At 64.1% G+C, this 18369-nt stretch carries 17 protein-coding genes; 9 read left to right on the plus strand and 8 right to left on the minus strand.

Features of this window, described 5'->3' with window-relative positions:
* The first annotated feature begins 144 nt into the window (after window positions 1–144).
* From ABDW57_RS00410 to ABDW57_RS00420, 3 genes are read left to right on the plus strand one after another with little or no spacing between them, the layout of a single operon-like run.
* Window positions 145–1272 (plus strand): Re/Si-specific NAD(P)(+) transhydrogenase subunit alpha, encoded by a 1128-nt coding sequence (locus ABDW57_RS00410; RefSeq protein ID WP_343728230.1) that lies wholly within the window; start codon window positions 145–147, stop codon window positions 1270–1272.
* A 10-nt stretch (window positions 1273–1282) separates the two neighbouring features.
* Window positions 1283–1597, plus strand: a complete 315-nt coding sequence (locus ABDW57_RS00415; RefSeq protein WP_343728231.1) for an NAD(P) transhydrogenase subunit alpha — start codon at window positions 1283–1285, stop codon at window positions 1595–1597.
* Window positions 1594–3057: an NAD(P)(+) transhydrogenase (Re/Si-specific) subunit beta gene (locus tag ABDW57_RS00420; protein ID WP_343728232.1), complete on the plus strand. Its 1464-nt coding sequence runs from the start codon at window positions 1594–1596 to the stop codon at window positions 3055–3057. Before ABDW57_RS00415 ends, ABDW57_RS00420 begins: the two co-directional genes overlap by 4 nt.
* A 3-nt stretch (window positions 3058–3060) precedes the next feature.
* Here the strand turns inward: ABDW57_RS00420 and ABDW57_RS00425 are convergent, their stop codons facing one another.
* From ABDW57_RS00425 to ABDW57_RS00440, 4 genes are read right to left on the minus strand one after another with little or no spacing between them, the layout of a single operon-like run.
* Complete coding sequence (locus ABDW57_RS00425) at window positions 3061–4200, minus strand: UbiH/UbiF/VisC/COQ6 family ubiquinone biosynthesis hydroxylase (RefSeq protein ID WP_343728233.1); 1140 nt, start codon at window positions 4198–4200, stop codon at window positions 3061–3063.
* Window positions 4193–5539: a Xaa-Pro aminopeptidase gene (gene pepP, locus ABDW57_RS00430; protein ID WP_343728234.1), complete on the minus strand. Its 1347-nt coding sequence runs from the start codon at window positions 5537–5539 to the stop codon at window positions 4193–4195. Before pepP ends, ABDW57_RS00425 begins: the two co-directional genes overlap by 8 nt.
* On the minus strand, window positions 5539–6273 hold the full coding sequence (murU, locus tag ABDW57_RS00435; protein ID WP_343728235.1) for an N-acetylmuramate alpha-1-phosphate uridylyltransferase MurU: 735 nt from the start codon (window positions 6271–6273) through the stop codon (window positions 5539–5541). The genes pepP and murU overlap by 1 nt, the downstream gene beginning before the upstream one ends.
* Window positions 6274–6283: 10 nt before the next feature.
* The gene (locus ABDW57_RS00440) at window positions 6284–7327 is read right to left on the minus strand and encodes a phosphotransferase (protein WP_343728236.1); all 1044 of its coding nucleotides are present in this window, start codon (window positions 7325–7327) and stop codon (window positions 6284–6286) included.
* Window positions 7328–7426: 99 nt separating this feature from the next.
* Here ABDW57_RS00440 and ABDW57_RS00445 point away from each other — a divergent pair, with 99 nt between their 5' ends.
* The 4 genes from ABDW57_RS00445 to rsmA all read left to right on the plus strand — a co-directional run bounded on the left by ABDW57_RS00445 (window position 7427) and on the right by rsmA (window position 13077).
* Window positions 7427–9682 (plus strand): LPS-assembly protein LptD, encoded by a 2256-nt coding sequence (locus tag ABDW57_RS00445; protein ID WP_343728237.1) that lies wholly within the window; start codon window positions 7427–7429, stop codon window positions 9680–9682.
* A 105-nt stretch (window positions 9683–9787) separates the two neighbouring features.
* A complete protein-coding gene (locus tag ABDW57_RS00450; protein ID WP_343728238.1) occupies window positions 9788–11239 on the plus strand; it encodes a peptidylprolyl isomerase in 1452 nt (483 codons plus the stop codon).
* Between the two features lie 18 nt (window positions 11240–11257).
* The gene (gene pdxA, locus ABDW57_RS00455; RefSeq protein WP_343728239.1) at window positions 11258–12307 is read left to right on the plus strand and encodes a 4-hydroxythreonine-4-phosphate dehydrogenase PdxA; all 1050 of its coding nucleotides are present in this window, start codon (window positions 11258–11260) and stop codon (window positions 12305–12307) included.
* Window positions 12304–13077 carry a 16S rRNA (adenine(1518)-N(6)/adenine(1519)-N(6))-dimethyltransferase RsmA gene (gene rsmA / locus ABDW57_RS00460; RefSeq protein ID WP_343728240.1) on the plus strand — a complete coding sequence of 258 codons (774 nt, stop codon included), beginning with the start codon at window positions 12304–12306 and terminating at the stop codon, window positions 13075–13077. Before pdxA ends, rsmA begins: the two co-directional genes overlap by 4 nt.
* A 149-nt stretch (window positions 13078–13226) precedes the next feature.
* Here rsmA and ABDW57_RS00465 read toward each other — a convergent pair whose 3' ends face one another.
* The 3 genes from ABDW57_RS00465 to ABDW57_RS00475 form a co-directional block, all read right to left on the minus strand.
* Window positions 13227–13841 carry a hypothetical protein gene (locus tag ABDW57_RS00465; protein ID WP_343728241.1) on the minus strand — a complete coding sequence of 205 codons (615 nt, stop codon included), beginning with the start codon at window positions 13839–13841 and terminating at the stop codon, window positions 13227–13229.
* A 31-nt stretch (window positions 13842–13872) separates the two neighbouring features.
* Window positions 13873–14484 (minus strand): hypothetical protein, encoded by a 612-nt coding sequence (locus ABDW57_RS00470; RefSeq protein WP_343728242.1) that lies wholly within the window; start codon window positions 14482–14484, stop codon window positions 13873–13875.
* 133 nt (window positions 14485–14617) lie between these two features.
* On the minus strand, window positions 14618–16015 hold the full coding sequence (locus tag ABDW57_RS00475) for a metallophosphoesterase (RefSeq protein WP_343728243.1): 1398 nt from the start codon (window positions 16013–16015) through the stop codon (window positions 14618–14620).
* A 57-nt stretch (window positions 16016–16072) separates the two neighbouring features.
* Here ABDW57_RS00475 and ABDW57_RS00480 point away from each other — a divergent pair, with 57 nt between their 5' ends.
* Window positions 16073–16780: an HAD family hydrolase gene (locus ABDW57_RS00480; protein ID WP_343728244.1), complete on the plus strand. Its 708-nt coding sequence runs from the start codon at window positions 16073–16075 to the stop codon at window positions 16778–16780.
* A 40-nt stretch (window positions 16781–16820) separates the two neighbouring features.
* Window positions 16821–17837, plus strand: coding sequence for a heat-inducible transcriptional repressor HrcA (gene hrcA, locus ABDW57_RS00485; RefSeq protein WP_343728245.1), 1017 nt, complete (start codon window positions 16821–16823; stop codon window positions 17835–17837).
* An 86-nt stretch (window positions 17838–17923) separates the two neighbouring features.
* On the opposite strand, the gene fur is transcribed toward hrcA, so the two are convergent.
* Window positions 17924–18352 (minus strand): ferric iron uptake transcriptional regulator, encoded by a 429-nt coding sequence (fur, locus tag ABDW57_RS00490; RefSeq protein ID WP_176648127.1) that lies wholly within the window; start codon window positions 18350–18352, stop codon window positions 17924–17926.
* Window positions 18353–18369: the final 17 nt, after the last annotated feature.

Genomic DNA, 18369 nt, shown 5'->3' on the forward strand with positions numbered 1-18369 from the left:
TGGCGCAGATTTAGCGGGGAATTAATGACAAATAGTAATACTTGAAATGATGAAACCAGTGTCGATTGAGAATTAAGTATTAAGTATCATGGTCGAAAAATCCATGATAGATTGTAGTCAGTTTATTAATCATTTGGAGGCACCATGAGAATAAGCGTACCGGCCGAGACCCGGCCGGGTGAGACCCGGGTGGCGGCCACCCCGGAGACGGTCAAGAAACTGGCCGCCAAGCACCAGGTGCTGGTGCAGGCCGGCGCCGGCCTGGCCGCTTCCGTCACCGACGCAGCCTATGTTGCGGCTGGGGCACAAATCGTGCCCGCCAGCGAAGTCTGGGCCGCGGATGTGATCCTCAAAGTACGTGCCCCCAATGCAGAAGAGCGCGCCCAGATCAAGCCGGGAACGGTGGTGATCGGCATGCTCAATCCCTTCGATGCGGACAACAACGCCGCCATGGCCGCCGCCGGGCTGCAAGCCTTTGCGCTGGAAGCCGTGCCGCGCATCACGCGCGCGCAGTCGATGGACGTGTTGTCGTCGCAAGCCAACATCGCCGGCTACAAGGCGGTGATGGTGGCGGCCAATACTTACCAGCGCTTCATGCCGATGCTGATGACCGCGGCCGGCACGGTGAAAGCGGCCCGCGTGCTGATCATGGGCGTGGGCGTGGCCGGCCTGCAGGCCATCGCCACCGCCAAGCGCCTCGGCGCGGTGATCGAGGCCTCCGACGTGCGGCCGCCGGTAAAGGAGCAGGTGGAGTCGCTGGGCGCCAAGTTCATCGACGTGCCTTACCTGACCGATGAAGAGAAAGAGATCGCGCAAGGCGTGGGCGGCTATGCCCGCCCGATGCCGGCCGACTGGATGCGCCGCCAGGCCGAACTGGTGCACGAACGCGCCAAGCTGGCCGACGTCATCATCACCACCGCGCTGATCCCGGGCCGTCCGGCGCCAGTGCTGATTTCCGAAGACACCGTGAAGGCCATGAAGCCGGGTTCCGTGATCGTCGACCTGGCCGTCTCGCAAGGCGGTAATTGCCCGCTGTCGGAATTGGGCAAGACGGTGGTCAGGCATGGCGTGCACATCGTCGGCGAGCCGGATCTGGCCACGCACGTGGCGGCCGACGCCTCGGCGCTGTATGCGCGCAATGTGCTGGACTTCCTCAAGCTGATCATCGACAAGGAAGACAAATCGGGCGGCGCTCCGCTGGTGATCGACCGCGAGGACGAGATCATCAAGGCCACGCTGCTGTGCACCGGCGGCGAACTGCTGCGCAAATAAGGAGACGGACATGGAAATCAGCCACACCATCATTAACCTGATTATTTTTGTTCTGGCCATTTACGTCGGCTACCACGTGGTCTGGACCGTGACGCCGGCGCTGCATACGCCGCTGATGGCGGTGACCAACGCGGTATCGGCCATCATCATTGTCGGCGCCATGCTGGCCGCGTCGCTGACCGAGGGCATCGTCGGCCAGGTGGCCGGCACGGTGGCGGTGGCGCTGGCCGCCGTCAATGTGTTCGGCGGCTTTCTGGTCACGCAGCGCATGCTGGAGATGTTCAAGAAGAAGGAACCTAAAACCAAGCAGGGAGATAAAGCATGAATTTCATCTCCATGAATCTGGTGACGATGCTGTATCTGATTGCATCGGTGTGCTTCATTCAAGCGTTGAAGGGTTTGTCGTCGCCGGCCACCGCGCGCCAGGGCAATGCGTTTGGCATGACCGGCATGGCGATCGCGTTTGTCACCACGGTGGCGCTGATCCTCAAGCTGCGCGCGGAAGCGGCGGCTGGCGGCGCGGGCCTTGGCTTGCCGCTGGTGGCGCTGGGGGTGATCGTCGGCGGCGGCATCGGCGCGGTGCTGGCGAAGAAGGTCGAGATGACCAAGATGCCGGAACTGGTGGCCGCCATGCACTCGCTGATTGGTCTGGCGGCCGTGTGCATCGCGGTGGCGGCGGTGTCGGAGCCGCATGCGTTTGGCATTGCGGCAGTCGGCGAAGCGCTGCCGGTCGGTAACCGCATCGAGCTGTTCATCGGTACCTTTGTGGGCGCGATTACCTTCTCCGGTTCGGTCATCGCATTCGGCAAGCTGTCGGGCAAATACAAGTTCCGCCTGTTCCAGGGTGCGCCGGTCAGCTTCGCCGGCCAGCACATGCTGAACCTGATCCTGGCGATCGTGATGGTCGGCCTGGGCCTGGTGTTCGTGGCCGCCGGCGGCACCGAACCGGCGTGGGTGCCGTTCCTGATCATGACCGCGATTGCCTTTGTGCTGGGTGTGCTGATCATCATCCCGATCGGCGGCGCCGACATGCCGGTGGTGGTGTCGATGCTGAACTCCTACTCCGGCTGGGCGGCGGCCGGCATTGGCTTCTCGCTGAATAACTCGATGCTGATCATTGCCGGTTCGCTGGTGGGCTCCTCGGGCGCCATCCTGTCCTACATCATGTGCAAGGCGATGAACCGTTCGTTCTTCAACGTGATCCTGGGCGGCTTTGGCGGCGCGCCGGCGGAAGCGGGAGCGGGCGGCGCGAAAGAGCAGCGTCCGGTCAAATCCGGTTCGGCGGATGACGCCTCCTTTATCATGGCGAATGCGGAAAGCGTGATCATCGTACCGGGCTACGGTCTGGCGGTGGCGCGCGCGCAGCACTCGCTGAAAGAGCTGGTGGAAAAGCTGACCCACAAAGGCGTGACGGTGAAGTACGCGATTCACCCGGTGGCGGGCCGCATGCCGGGCCACATGAACGTGCTGCTGGCGGAAGCCGAAGTGCCGTACGATCAGGTGTTTGAGATGGAAGACATCAACGGCGAATTCGGCCAGACCGACGTGGTGCTGATCCTGGGCGCCAACGACGTGGTCAACCCGGCCGCCAAAGATCCGAAATCGCCGATTGCCGGCATGCCGATCCTGGAGGCCTACAAAGCCAAGAGCATCATCGTCAACAAGCGCTCGATGGCCTCCGGCTACGCAGGCCTGGACAATGAGCTGTTCTACCAGGCCAACACCATGATGGTCTTTGGCGACGCCAAGAAGGTCATCGAAGACATGGTGAAGGCGGTAGAGTAAGTTTTAGCGGCGGCCGTACATCATCAGTTCCGCCAGCAGTCCGCGGGCGGGGCTGATGATGTCGATGGCGGCCAGCGACAGGCCCAGCAGGGCCTGGGCTGGAGTATCGTTGGCGAAGATGCGGGCCATGGCGTCGGTGACGCGCACGGTGGTGCTGCGGTCGCGCTGGCGCTGTGCGGTGAACTGCGACAGCTTCTCCGGCGTGGCGCCTTGTGCCAGCAGGCGCGCCAGCACGGTCACATCGCGCAGGCCCAGATTCAAGCCCTGGCCGGCGACCGGATGCAGCGTCTGTGCGGCGTTGCCGATGGCGACGGTGCGCGCGGTGCTGCGTGGATCGGCGTTCAATCCCAGAGGGAAGGCAAGGCGCGGCGTGGCGCGCGTGAAGGTGCCGACGCGGTCGCCAAAGGCTGTCCCCAGCGCCTGCAGGAAGTCCGCATCGTTCAGTGCCTGCAGTGCGGCTGCGGTGTCCGGGCGCACGCACCAGACCAGCGAGTATTCATCGTCTTGCGGCAGCAGGGCCAGCGGCCCCTGCTCGGTAAAGCGTTCGTAGGCGCGGTGCGGCGGCGGCGCGGTGCTGCGCACTTGCGCGATGATGGCGGTTTGCCGGTAGTCGCGATGGGTGGCGCGGCTTTGCTGCTCGTTGAACAGGCCTCCCTCGGCCTGCACCACGATCCCGGCGCGCAGGGTTTTCGGTGCGCCTTCAACATCGGCGATCAGTGTGACGGCATCGGCTTCTTCGTCCAGCGTGAGCACGCGGGCCGGGCGCAACGCGGCGATGCCAGCCTGTGCGCAGACGGCGCCCAGCGCGGTGACCAGGTGGCCGTAGCGGCTGACATAGCCCAGCGCCGGCAAACCGTAATCCTTGCGATCGATCAGGCTGCGGCCGAACTGGCCGCGGCGCGAGACGTGGATTTGTTCGATGGCGGTGGCCGCGGCAGGCCAGGCGCCGATTTCTTCCAGTATCTGCCGGCTGCCCCACGACAGCGCCAGCGAGCGCGGGTCCTTGCTGGCCTGTTCCAGCGTCTTGGCGTCGATCAGGGCGACGCGGGCAGCGGGCACGCCGCGTTTGACCAGCAGCGCCGCCAGCGCCATGCCGGCCGGTCCCGCGCCGCAGATGGCGATGTCGTAATCCAGTTCAGTCATGCTGCATCAATGCTTCAATCTCGGCCACGGTCTTGGGCGCCCTGGCGCTCAGGATGGTGTGGCCGTCGGCGGTGACCAGCACGTCGTCTTCGATGCGGATGCCGATGTTCCAGTATTCTTCCGGCACGCCTTCGGCCGGGCGCACGTAGATGCCCGGTTCCACCGTCACCACCATGCCCGCTTGCAGCGCGCGCGATGGCTTGTCGGCCTGCGTCACGTCGCGGTATTGGCCGACGTCGTGCACGTCCATGCCCAGCCAGTGGCCGGTGCCGTGCATGTAGAACTGCAGGTAGGTCTTGTTGGCGATGACGTCCTCCAGCGTGCCTTGCAGCAGGCCGTAGTCCAGCATGCCCTGTGCCAGTACCCTGACTGCCGCTTCGTGCGCGCCGGAGTAGGGCAGGCCGGGAGCGATGGCTTGCAATGCGGCGGCCTGCGCATCCAGCACGAGTTGATACAGGCGCTTTTGCGGCTCGCTGAACTTGCCGTTGACCGGGAAGGTGCGCGTGATGTCGGAGGCATAGCCATCCAGCTCGCAGCCGGCGTCGATCAGCACCAGGTCGCCGTCGCGCGATCGGGCGTTGTTGGCGTTGTAGTGCAGCACGCAGGCGTTGGCGCCCGCCGCCACGATGGAGGTGTAGGCTGGCGCTTGGGCGCCATTGCGGCGGAATTCGTACAGCAGTTCCGCTTCCAGTTCGTATTCATGGATGCCGGCGCGCGCCGCGCGCATGGCGCGGATGTGGGCTGCGGCCGAGATGTCGGCCGCGCGCTGCATGGTCGCCTGTTCGCTGGCGTCTTTCAGCAGGCGCATTTCGTCCAGCAGCGGCAGCAGGTCGACGGTTGACGCGGGCGGCGTGACGCCGGTGCGCGATTTTGCGCGCACGGCGGACAGCCAGCCGGCCACGCGCGCATCGAGCTTGCCGCCCAGCGGGTAGTACAGGGCCGGCACATTGGACAGCAGCGTGGCCATGTGCTCGTCCAGCGTTTCGATGGCGTAGGCCTGGTCGAAGCCGAAGGCGTCGCGCGCCGCTTCCGGGCCGTAGCGGTAGCCATCCCAGATTTCGCGGTCGATATTTTTCTGGCGGCAGAACAGGATGGCGCGCGCCGGCGCATCGCCGCCTGCGGCCACCAGCACCACCACCGCTTCCGGCTCGGTGAAGCCGGTCAGGTAGTAGAAGTAGCTGTCGTGGCGATACGGGTAATCGCTGTCGCTGTTGCGCGCAACTTCCGGTGCGGTCGGCAGCACGGCCACCGCGCCCGCCGCCATTTGCGCCAGCAGGCGCGCGCGCCGGGCGGCATGTACCGCGATGGCGGGCGCCGCTGCGCTGGCCTCGGCCGTCATCACTGCAATCCCTTGCCGGCTGGCGCCAGCGCTGCCAGCGGCGCGTTCAGCAGATCGAGCTGCTGGACGGTGCCGACGTTGTGCCACTCGCCTTCATACACTTCGCCGCCGACCTGCTTCTTGTCCGCATATTCGCGGATCAGCGGGCCAAGCTTGGCATAGTCGCCGGCGGCGATGCGGTCGAACATCTCCATGCGGTACACGCCGATATTCCCGAAGGTCCACTTGGGCGAACCTTCGTTGGTCAGCGAATACATGCTCATGCCGAAGTCGCCCTCCGGATGCCAGTCGGGATTCGGCACCATGTACAGCCAGCAGATATCGCGCTTGTCGGCCGGATAGGGATTGCCCCACATGTCCTTGTCGTGCAATACGTCCTTCACCTGCTCGAAGTCGAAGTAAGGCACATAGATATCGCCGGAGATGGCCACGAACGGCTCCTCGCCCAGCAGATGGCGCGCCTTGGCGATGCCGCCCGCCGTTTCCAGCGCCTTCTCTTCGCGCGAATACAGCAGCCTGGCGCCGAACTGGCTGCCGTCGCCCAGCGCCGCCTCGATCTGATCGCCCAGATGCGCGTGATTGATGACGATTTCCGTAATGCCGGCCTTCACCAGATTCAGAATGTGCCACACGATCAGCGGCCGGCCGCGTACCTTGAGCAGCGGCTTGGGCGTGGTATCGGTCAGTGGACGCATGCGTACACCGCGTCCGGCGGCGAAGATCATCGCTTTCATGCGCGCGCCCTCAGAAGGTGTAGCCGACTTGCGGCTGACGGTCTTCCAGCAGATCCAGCAACTTGATCAGCGGCCGCAGATCCTTGTAACGGCCGGCGGTCTTGCGCACGTATTCCATCACGGTCGGCAGGTCGTCCAGGTACTGCGGCTTGCCGTCGCGGTAGTTCAGGCGGCAGAACAGGCCGAGAATCTTCAGGTGGCGCTGCAGCGCCATGTATTCGAAGTCCTTGTAGAAGGCGTCGATGTCGGCGTTGACCGGCAGGCCGAGCGACTTGGCGTGCTGCCAGTAGCGGATCGCCCAGTCCAGCACCAGTTCTTCATCCCACGACACGTAGGCGTCGCGCAGCAGCGAGGCCAGATCGTAGGTCATCGGGCCATACAGCGCGTCCTGGAAATCCAGCACGCCCGGATTGCCGGCGTCGACCACCATCAGGTTACGTGAATGGAAATCGCGGTGGACATAGACCTGCGCCTGCGCGGTGACGTTGGCCAGGATGGCGTCAAACACAGCTTGCAGCTCGGCGCTTTGTTTTTCCGTCAGCGTGGCCTTCAGGTGCTGGCCGATGTACCACTCGGGGAACAGATTCATTTCGCGCAGCAGGAAGGCGCGGTCATATTCCGGCAGCACGTCCGGACGGCTGGTCAGCTGGAATTTCACCAGCGCTTCCAGCGCTTCGGCGTACATGGTCGAGGCGTTGTCGTGGTCCAGCACCGACAGATAGGTGGTGGTGCCGAGGTCGGACAGCAGCATCAGGCCGGCCTCGTAATCGGTGGCGACAATGCGCGGCACCGTCACGCCCGCGTGCGTGAGCATTTCATCAACCTTGACAAAGCCCAGCACGTTTTCGCGCTCCGGCGGCGCGTCCATGGCGATCAGGGTCGGGCCCAGCGCAGCTTGTTGTTCTGGCAAAACATTCAGGCGGAAATAGCGGCGGAAACTGGCGTCGGCCGAGGCCGGGCGGATGCTGTCCACGTCCACCACATTCAGGCGGCGCAGCCACGTCACCAGCAGTTCCAGACGTGTATCGGAAGTTAAATTCTGTAATAAAGACATTGATGCGTGCCGAGGAAACCGGCGTCAGGTGAAGATTCCCATATAATAAGGGATTCAAATTAAAAAATCGCCTTTCATGGTGTTTCGTCCCGTCTTTTCATGAGTCGCATGCCCAAACCGCAGCGCTTGGCGTATGCCTTGTCCGCTATCTTCACTGTATCGGCGCTGCCTGTCCACGCCTATGCCCAGAGCGCGCCGCCCAAGCAGCGTGCGCCGCGCGTGGAAGACAAGAACGCTGTCACCATCATCAAGGCGGAGGATATCGGCGGCCGCCCCGAGCGCGAGGTCACGCTGGACCGCGACGCGGAACTGGTCAAGGACAAGACCAGGGTCAAGGCCGATTCCGCCTGCTACCGCCAGGTCGAGGACGAAGTCGAAGCCAAGGGCAATGTGAAGATCTGGCGCTTTGGCGACTACTTCACCGGCGACGAGCTGAAGCTGAACATGGATACCGGCAAGGGCTATATGCTCAACCCGACCTACCAGCTGGAAGCCAACCACGCGCGCGGCAAGGCTGAACGCCTGAATTTCATCAACGAAGATGAAGCGCAGGTGGTCAACGGCACGTACAGCACCTGCCAGAGCGCCGATCCGGACTGGTATCTGCGCTCGGACACGCTCAACCTGGATTCCGGGCGCGACGTCGGCACCGCCGGCAAGACGCTGATTTATTTCAAGGACGTGCCCATCATCGGCACGCCGGCGCTGTCGTTCTCGCTGTCCGGCGCGCGCCGCTCGGGCTGGCTGTCGCCAACGCCGGGCTTTGGTTCCAAGAACGGCGCCGAACTGGTGGTGCCGTACTACTTCAATATCGCACCGAACCGCGACCTGACGCTGTACCCGAAAATCATCGGCAACCGCGGCATCCAGTTTGGCGCGCTGGGGCGCTACCTGGGCGAGACCGACGGCGGCTTGTACCGCGGCGAAACCTACCTGGAGTACCTGCCGCGCGACCGCGCGTACGCCAAGGCCAACCCGGATGAAAACAGCGACCGCTGGATGATCCGTTCCACCCACACCCAGGACCTGAGCAAGGACTGGGAATACAGCTGGAACTTCCGCGCCGCCTCGGACAACAACTATCCGAACGATTTCTCCAAGACCGTGTCCAGCTCCACCGAGCGCCAGCTGCTGCGCGAACTGCGCACCGACTACCATGGCGAGTTCTGGACCCTGACCGCGCGCGTGCAGAAGTACCAGGTGCTGCAAGACCCGGAATCGGTGGTCGATCCTTCGCTGACCGTGACGCGCCCGTATGACCGCCTGCCGGCCGTGAACTTCCACGCCGCGCAGTACGACGTGGCCGGCGGCTTTGACTGGGCCTTCGACTCCGAGCTGACCCGCTTCTACCACCCGACCCTGATCAACGGCACGCGCCTGGTGGCGATTCCGCAGCTGAGCTACCCGATCATCGGATCGAGCTATTTCATCACGCCGAAGGTGATGGTCAACATGGCCAGTTACCAGCTGGACGCGTTTGGCGCGCAGCGCGCCGACAACCTGTCGCGCACGGTGCCGACCTTCTCGCTCGATTCCGGCCTGGTGTTTGAGCGCGACGTCAAGTTTGGTGGCAAGCAGATGACCCAGACGCTGGAGCCGCGCCTGTTCTACGTGAACACGCCGTACCGCGACCAGAGCAAGTTCCCGACCTTCGACACCGACGCGGCCACCTTCAACTTCGCCCAGATCTTCAGCGAAAACCGCTTCGTCGGCTCGGACCGCATTGGCGACGCCAACCAGCTGACCGCCGCGCTGACCTCGCGCTTCCTGGACGCCAACGGCGCCGAGGCCTTGCGCTTGGCGTTCGGCCAGCGCTTCTACTTCCGCGACCAGAAGGTGCAGCTCGATTCATCGACGCCGGTGGTGGATGCCCACTCCGATATCCTGCTGGCCGCCAGCGGCCGCATTTCGGAAACCTGGGGCTTCGACAGCGCCGTGCAGTACAACCCGAGCCAGAGCCGCATCGTCTCGGAAAGTTACACCGCGCAGTGGATACCGGGCCCGAAGAAAGTGCTGAACCTGGGCTACCGCTATCTGCGCGACAGCTTCAAGAATATCGAGTTGTCCAGCCAGTGGCCGATCTTCCAGCGCTGGTATGGCGTGGGCCGCATCAGCTACTCGGTGCAGGACAAGAAAATCCTGGAAAGCCTGGTCGGCCTCGAATACAACGCCGATTGCTGGGTGTTCCGCACCGGCGCCCAGCGCTTCGTGACCACCTCGACCAAGGCGTCGACCCAGATCTTCTTCCAGCTGGAGCTGAACGGCCTGTCGCATCTGGGCGTCGGCAGCCCGCTGGAGGCGATGAAGACCAGTATTCCGGGCTATCAGCGCCTGAATGAGGGTTATGGCCGCTAACTCCTGATGTACACTTGGCGTCCGCCGCGCAAAAAATGCCGCGGCGCTTTTTGACTTTTTTACACCTTTGAGCGTTCTACCATGCGTAATGCCAGTAAGTACCAGATGAAACTCCTCGCAGTCCTGTTGTGCACGGCCGCGCTCAGCGGTTGTAGCCTGTTCTCGTCGAAGAAGAAAGCTGAGCCTGCGCCAGCCCCTGCTGCCGCCCCGGCCGCGGCCGCCGCGGCGCCTGCTGCCGCGGCCAAGCCGGCCGCCAAACCGGCCGGCGCCGGTTTCGTCCCGCCTGGCGAATCGGGCAACGTGGCCATCGATTCCATCGTGGTGGTGGTCAATGACGACGTCATCACTCAGCGCGAGCTGGCCAACCGCATCAAGACCGTGACCGCCCGCATGAAGGCGCAAAACGTGCAGATGCCATCGGCCGCCGACCTGCGCCGCCAGCTGCTGGAGCGCATGATTGTGGAGCGCTCGCAGTTGCAAATGGCCAAGGAATACGGCGTGCGGGTGGACGACCTGCAACTGGACCGCGCCATCCAGCGCATCGCGGAAGCCCAGAAAATGAATGTGCAGCAGTTGCGCGACCAGATGGAAAAGGATGGCACGCCGTACGCCTCGTTCCGCGAAGAGATCCGGGAAGAAATCATCATGCAGCGCCTGCGCGAGCACGAGGTGGACGCCAAGATCCAGATTTCCGATGCCGAGGTGGACAGCTTCGTGGCCGCGGAAAAAGCCGCCGCCGCCGAGCAGTTCGAGATCAATATCTCGCAGATCATGATCCGCATTCCGGACAACGCCACTGCCGAAGTGATAGCCCAGCGCCGCGCGCGCGCCGAGGAAGTGATGCGCCAGCTGCGCACCGGCGCCGACTTCGCCAAGATGGCGGCCACCTATTCGGACGCCAGCGATGCGCTGCAGGGCGGCGCGGTGGGCTGGCGCCAGCCGGAGCGCCTGCCGCCGGTGTTTGCCGAAGCGCTGGTCAAGCTGAAGCCGGGCCAGGTCACGCCGATCATCAAGAGCACCGGCGCCTTCCACATCCTGAAGGCGGTGGACCGCCGCAGCCTGGCCGAGGCGCAAGCCGTGGCCTCGGTGCAGCAGACCCACGCGCGCCACATCCTGATCAAGGTGACGCCGACCATGAGCGCGGCCGACGCCAAGCGCAAGCTGCTGGAGCTGAAGGAGCGCCTGGACCATGGCGCCGCCAAGTTTGAAGACCTGGCGCGCCTGGTGTCGAACGACGGCTCGGCCTCCAAGGGCGGCGACCTGGGCTGGCTGTATCCGGGCGACACCATGCCGGAATTCGAAGCGGCCATGAATGCGCTGAAGATCGGTGAAGTCAGCCAGCCGGTGGAAACCAGCTTCGGCCTGCACCTGATCGAGGTGCTGGAGCGCAAGAGCGACGACGTCTCGAAAGAGCGCGAGCGCAACAACGCCCGTCAGGCCCTGCGCGAGCGCAAGCTGGAAGAAGCCACCGAAAGCTGGCAGCGCGAAGTGCGCGACCGCGCGTACGTCGAGTACCGCAACGAAGAAGACAAGGCCGCCAACGCCGCCAGCAAGTAAGACAGAAAGGGGAGCACGATGAGCGCCACTTCACCTAAACGGCGCCCCGGAGTGCGCCCCGCCATTGCCGTCACGGTTGGCGAGCCGGCCGGCATCGGCCCGGAAATTTCCCTGCGCGCGGCGTGGGCGCGGCGGCACGAGGTCAATTGCGTGCTGCTGGGCGACGCCGCCTTCCTGGCCATGACGGCCAACGATATCGATCCCGGCATCAAAGTTTCCGCGCTGTCGCTGATGGCGGTGCGCAATGGCGGCTTGCCGCACTTCGGCCCGGACCGCATCAGCGTGATCGACGTGCCGCTGGACGCGCACGTGGTGCCCGGCAAGCTGGACAAGGAAAACGGCCGCGCCGTGCTGGCCACGCTGGACGCCGCCATCGAGGGGGTGCAGGCCGGCTGGTTCGAAGCCGTGGTCACCGCGCCGCTGCAAAAAAGCACCATCAACGACGCCGGCGTGAAGTTCTCCGGCCACACGGAATACTTCGCTGAAAAGACCGGCACGGCGCAGGTGGTGATGATGCTGGCCGGGCCGCAGCTGCGGGTGGCGCTGGCCACCACCCATCTGCCGCTGAAAGACGTGTCGGCGGCGATCACGCCGGATGGCCTGGCGCGCACGCTGGACATCCTCCACGCTGACCTGCGCGACAAGTTCGGCATTGCCGCGCCGCGCATCCTGGTGTGCGGCCTCAACCCGCACGCCGGCGAGAACGGCTATCTGGGGCGCGAGGAAATCGACACCATCACGCCGGCAATTGCAGCGGCGCGGGCGCGCGGCATCGATGCGCGCGGCCCGTATCCGGCCGACACCCTGTTCCAGCCCAAGTATCTGCAGGATGCCGACTGTGTGTTGGCGATGTATCACGACCAGGGTCTGCCGGTACTGAAATACGCGACGTTCGGCAATGGCGTCAACATCACGCTGGGTCTGCCGCTGATCCGCACCTCGGTCGATCACGGCACGGCGCTGGACCTGGCCGCGCAAGGCCTGGGCAAGGCCGACTGCGGCAGCATGGAGCAGGCCATCAGCGCCGCGCTGACCATGGCAAACCATTCTTTGGACAATAAACAATGAAACAACACGTAGCCCGCAAACGCTTCGGCCAAAACTTCCTGCATGACCAGCACGTGCTGGGCAGTATCACCGAGTCCATCAATCCGGCGCCGGACGACACCATGGTGGAAATCGGCCCCGGCCTGGCCGCCATGACCGATCAGCTGCTGCGCACGCTCAAGCACATGCACGTGGTCGAGCTGGACCGCGATCTGGTGGCGCGCCTGGAAAAGGCTTACCCGCGCGACAAGCTGACCATCCATGCCGGCGACGCCCTGAAATTCGACTTCGGCAGCATTCCGGTGCCGGAAGGGCAAAAGCTGCGCATCGTCGGCAACCTGCCATACAACATTTCCAGCCCGCTGCTGTTCCATCTGGCGACCTTCGCGCCGCTGGTCAAGGACCAGCACTTCATGCTGCAAAAAGAGGTGGTGGAGCGCATGGTGGCCGAGCCGGGCAGCAAGGTGTACGGCCGCCTGTCGGTGATGCTGCAATGGCGTTATGACATGTCGCTGCTGTTTGTGGTGCCGCCGGAGGCGTTCGATCCGCCGCCCAGAGTGGATTCGGCCATTGTGCGCATGATCCCGATCGCCAGCCCGCTGGCATGCGACGGCGAGAAGCTGGAAGCGGTAGTGCAGAAAGCCTTCTCCCAGCGCCGCAAAGTGATCCGCAACTGCCTGGCTGGCATGTTCACCGAAGAACAGATCGTCGCCGCCGGCATCAACCCGACTGACCGCCCGGAAGCCGTGGGCCTGGCGCAGTACGTCGCGCTGACCAATCTGCTCAAGTAAAAAAAAAGCCCGCTAAGCTAGCGGGCTAAATCCATTTCCTTTGCAAGAAGTGGAGGAGACAAGTGCAGTATGCTGCGTGACAGCATATAAAGCCACTTTATTTTCCCAATATCAATTATTGGGGTGCTGAATATCTCCTCCAGCCTTGCTTATTTGGGTACGCAAGTCACTTGCAGGTTGTTGACCGGAACCTCGTGCATGACGCCGGTGCCGTTGGCGATGGTGCAGCTCAGGCCATTGCCTGGGTCGAGCACGGTCACGCCGTAGGCGGTGCCGTCCGCCACCGTGGCGCTAAAGGCGAAGCTGCCGGCGCCGTTGGTGGCGCTGGCGCTGCTCAGGGTCACCGAGCCGCCGGCCGAACCGTTCAGCAGCGTCACCGTGCGGGCCGTGCCGTCCGCCGCCGCGGTCAGGCCGGTGAACTGGCCGCCCAGCGAGTATTCATTTTGCGCGCAGGTGACAACCGCCTGGATCGCCACATTTTGACCGGCTGAGCCGCTGCCGCGGCTCACGCCGCATTGCATGTGGGCCGGGTTTTGCTTGACCACGATGTTGTAATCAGTGCCGTAGTCAATCTGCTTGGGGAAGGTGAAGGTGGTGGCGCCGGATGGCACGCTCACGGTATCGCTGCCGTTACCGAGGATCAGGCCGCTATTGTTCAGGTTGACCACCGTGCCCTGCACCGCAAACTGCGCCTTGCCGCCACAGGCTGCCAGCGCGGCGGCCACGCCCAGCGCCGCCACGGCGCTTACGTACGAAAATTTCATGTATTTCTCCAAAGTTGAAAGCGCGCGCGGCTTAGTTGTTGGTGCAGTTGACGATCAGGCCCAGCTGGTCCGCATTCGGCATGGTGCCCGGATTCAGCGCGCTGTCGAATTTGCAGGTCTGGCCGGCAGGCTGGGTCAGCACAGTGCCGCCATACGAGGAACCGTTCGATACCTGGGTCGGGAATTTGAAGGTGACGTCGGCGCCGGCGGTGGCCGCTGGCAGCACGCCCACGGTGTCCGGACCGTTGGCCAGTACCAGGCCGGTGCCGGTCAGACCCTTGACGGTGCCGCCCAGCACGAACGGGTTGGCTTTACAGGTGACCGCTACCCGGTACACGGTGTAGACGTTGGCGTTGCCGGTGTTGTTGGTGACGGTGCAAATGGCACCGGTCGGATTGGTGTCCACTTCCACGTCGAAGCTCTCATCGCTGCCCAGCAGCCTGGTGAACACAAAACTGGCGGCGCCGGTTTCGATGGTCAGCTTTTCGCCGTTGCCCTTGTTGATCAGTACCAGGCCTGCTTTTGGAGGCCCCTCATAACCGATGGTGCCGGACAGCGACAGGTTGCCGTCATTGCCGCCGCAGGCGCTCAGAATGACACCACACAGCAGGGCAAGGCCCGCACGCAGATACGAACTTTTCATAAAAACTCTCTCTCCAAAACGAATAGGGCCCGGCAGCACGCACGGGAGGCAGCATATTACACTTGTGCGCCGTATTTTAGTGCATTTGGCATGCTTGCCCTTGCAAATGGATGTAACAGCCTGTGTCGCCGGCTTACTTCACCTGCGCCACTTCGCACACCGAGCGGCGCCCGTCCAGCGTGCAGCGGTTGCGGATTTTTCCTTGCAAATCATGCACTTCCACCTGCCATTGGTCGGCGCCGCGGCGCTCCATGGTCATGAAGCCAAAGCCGTCGACCCAGGAACTGAAATGCTCGACCAGCGCGCCCGGGGCTGGCGTCACGCCCGGCGGCAGTTGTTCCGGCAGCGGCACGATGTCTTCCGAGGTGCCGGCAAAGCCGGCAATGAACTGGCTCGGGTGGCCGCTGCTGAAGCTGGCCTGCTGCCACAGGTGGACGTGGCCGGACAGCATGGCCTGCACCGCCGCCGGGAACAGCCGGGGATTGAGCGAGCCGAAGCTGGCTTGCAGGCCGGCGTCGCCCGGCAGCAGCACGATGCTGCCGTCGGCCTTGCGGTCGGCGCCCATGCCCAGCAGCGGATGGTGGCTGATGCCGATGTTGCGCGGCGCCTGCTGCGCCAGGGCGTCCAGCTTGCGATACAGATCGCGGTACTTGTCGTAGCCGAGGTCGCCCGGCTTCAGGCCTTTCCAGGTGGTGTTGGCGGTGTCCAGCACCAGCAACTGGGTGGACTGGCCGATCGGGATGGCGTAGGGATCGCTGTAGTTGCCGACAGCGTCGTCCGCCGCCGCGTTGCAGTCGCGGCCCTTGAGCAGCGGGCGCGGGTCGAGGAAGCGCCAGTAGCCCTGGCCGCCGCGCAGGCAGTTTTCGTGATTACCGCGCGCCATCACCCACGGCGCGGCGTCCAGCAGCCGGGCGCCCGGTGCAAAGAAGTCCTCGTCCCAGGCATCCCAGCCATAGCCCCATGGACTGCCGGCGCAGCCGGCGTTGCCCTCGGGGCAGGCGTTTTCGCGGTAATGGTAGTCGCCAACGTGGATCACCAGCTGCGGCTTCCAGGCGGCGGCCTGGGCGGCCACGGTGGCAAACGGATATTGTTCCTTGTCGTTGCAGGCCTGGTAGCTGTTGCTGCTCTTTTGCAGGCGGCAGCCGGTGTCGCCTATCACCACGATGCGGGTCGGTTCGGCCGTGGGCAGCGGCAGCGCGCGGCCCAGCACCCTGGCGCTGCTGGTGCCGGCCGGCAGGATGGCTTCGCAGGTCAGCAGCGGGAAGTCGGCCGCTTTGGAATCGGCTGGCACCGACGGCGTGGTGCGCAGCGGGATGGTCTGGGCCGGCGCGCGCAGCGTCATCGGCTGGCTGCGCTGGTTGAGCACGATGTCGGGGCAGGTGGGCGCGTCGATCAGCACGCGCGCCACGGCGGCGCCGTATTCGCCGATCACCACATAGGACGTAAAGTCAGGCGGCGGCAGCGGATTGGTGGCGGCGCAGCCGGCCAGCAGCATGGCCGGGGCCAGGCGTTTCAGGATGGGTAACAGCACGGGATCTCCAGCGGAATAATCCTGATGTTACCATGGTGTTTATTTGCCTACATCACCATGACTGCTCGCCGTCCGCTCGCTCTGCTGTTTGACCTTGACGATACCCTGTGGCCGATCGGCCCGGTCATCGCGGCCGCCGAGGACAGCTGGCACGCCTGGCTGGCCGGGAGCGCGCCCAAAGTGGCGCAGGCCTTCAGCGTGGCCGAGCTGCGGGTGCGCCGCATGGCGCTGCTGGCGCGCCGGCCAGAACTGATCTCCGACCTGTACCGCCTGCGGCGCGAGGCGCTGGCCGAGGTGTTTGCCGAACTGGGCGAAGACCCGGCCCATATCGAAGGCGCGATGCAGCACTTTGCCGTGCAGCGCAACCTGGTGGTGCCGTATGCCGATGTGCTGCCGGTGCTGCCGCTGCTGCAGGGCATGCTGCGGCTGGGCGTGATCACCAACGGCAACGCGGATCTTGAAGTGATCGGCATGGACCACCATTTCGAGTATGCGCTGTCGTCGTCGCAGTTTGGCCGCGCCAAGCCGGACCCGGGCATCTTCCATGCCGCCTGCGCGGCGATGGGCGTGGCGCCAGAGGAGGCGGTGTACGTGGGGGACGACCTGCGGCTGGACGTGCAGGGCGCCCAGGCGGCCGGCTTGCGCGCGGTCTGGATGAACCGCCACGGCAGCAGCGCCCACCTGGCAGCGGGCGTGACGCCGGATGCGATTTGCGCCACGTTTGACGAACTGCTCCACTGGATACGTGGGCAGATGCCGCATTGAAGTGCATAATATAAACAGGACTTTTACACCGATATTTAGTATGCAACTCGACAATCGTGCCCAAACCCTGCTCAAGGCCCTGGTGGAACGCTATATCGCGGACGGCCAGCCGGTGGGGTCGCGTGCGCTTTCCAAAATTTCCGGGCTGGAGCTGTCGCCGGCCACCATCCGCAACATCATGGCCGACCTGGAAGAGCTGGGTTACGTGGCCAGTCCGCATACCTCGGCCGGCCGGGTGCCGACGCCGCGCGGCTACCGCATCTTTGTCGATACCCTGCTGACGGTGCAGCAGCTGGACGAGCAGGCGGTGGGCGCACAGCTGCGCCTGCAATCGCCGCAGCCGCAGAAAATGATCACCAATGCGGCGCAGATGCTGTCCTCGCTGTCGCAGTTTGCCGGCGTAGTGCTGAGCCCGCGCCGCGAGTCGGTGTTCCAGCAGATCGAGTTCCTGCGCCTGGGCGAAAAGCGCATCCTGCTGGTGATCGTGGCGCCCAACGGCGACGTGCAAAACCGCCTGCTGCTGACCGACGTCGACTACAGCCCGGCCCAGCTGGTGCAATCGGCCAATTACATCAACCAGAATTACGGCGGGCTGGCGTTTGACGAAGTGCACGCGCGCCTGCAGACCGAGCTGCGCCAGCTGCGCGACGACATGGGGCGCCTGATGCAGGTGGCGGTGGAGGCGGGCAGCGAGGCCATGGCCGACGATTCCGACAACATGGTGATTGCTGGCGAGCGCAACCTGCTGTCGGTCAGCGACCTGTCATCGAACATGACGTCGCTGCGGCAGATGTTTGACATGTTTGAGCAGAAGACCGGCCTGATGCAGTTGCTGGACGTGTCGTCCAAGGCCAGCGGGGTGCAGATTTATATCGGCGGTGAATCCAGCCTGGTGCCGATGGATGAGATGAGCGTGGTGACCGCGCCGTACACCGCCAACGGCAAGATCGTCGGCACCCTGGGCGTGATCGGCCCGACCCGGATGGCGTACGAGCGGGTGATACCGATCGTCGACATCACCGCCAAGCTGCTTTCCAACGCCCTGACGCATAATTAAATTCGGGGTCAGCTCTGTCATTCGGACACGGGCTCAACTATATAATTGTTGAGCCCGTGTCCGAATGACAGAGCTGACCCCGAATTTTATGGGCGGTGCGGGCAGGCGGTTTTGGTGCAGTTGCCGTAGATCGCCAGCGCGTGCTCGGCAATCTTGAAGCCGCGCTCTTTGGCGATGGCATGCTGGCGCTCTTCGATCGATTCGTCGTAGAACTCTTCCACGCGGCCGCAGTCCACGCACACCAGGTGGTCGTGGTGCGAACCGGCGTTCAGTTCGAAGATGGCCTTGCCGGTTTCGAAGTGGTTGCGGTTCAGCAGGCCAGCCTGCTCGAACTGGGTCAGCACGCGGTACACCGTGGCCAGGCCGACGTCCATATTGTCCGCCAGCAGGATCTTGTACACGTCCTCAGCGGTCAGGTGGCGCACTTCGCTGTTCTGGAAGATATCCAGGATTTTGATGCGTGGCAGCGTGGCTTTCAGGCCGCTGGCCTTCAGGTCGGTAGGATTGTTACCCATGGTCGAGACTCGTAGAT

Origin of the sequence: Duganella sp., assembly GCF_039595735.1 — a bacterium.
Classification (GTDB): Bacteria; Pseudomonadota; Gammaproteobacteria; order Burkholderiales; family Burkholderiaceae_D; genus Rugamonas.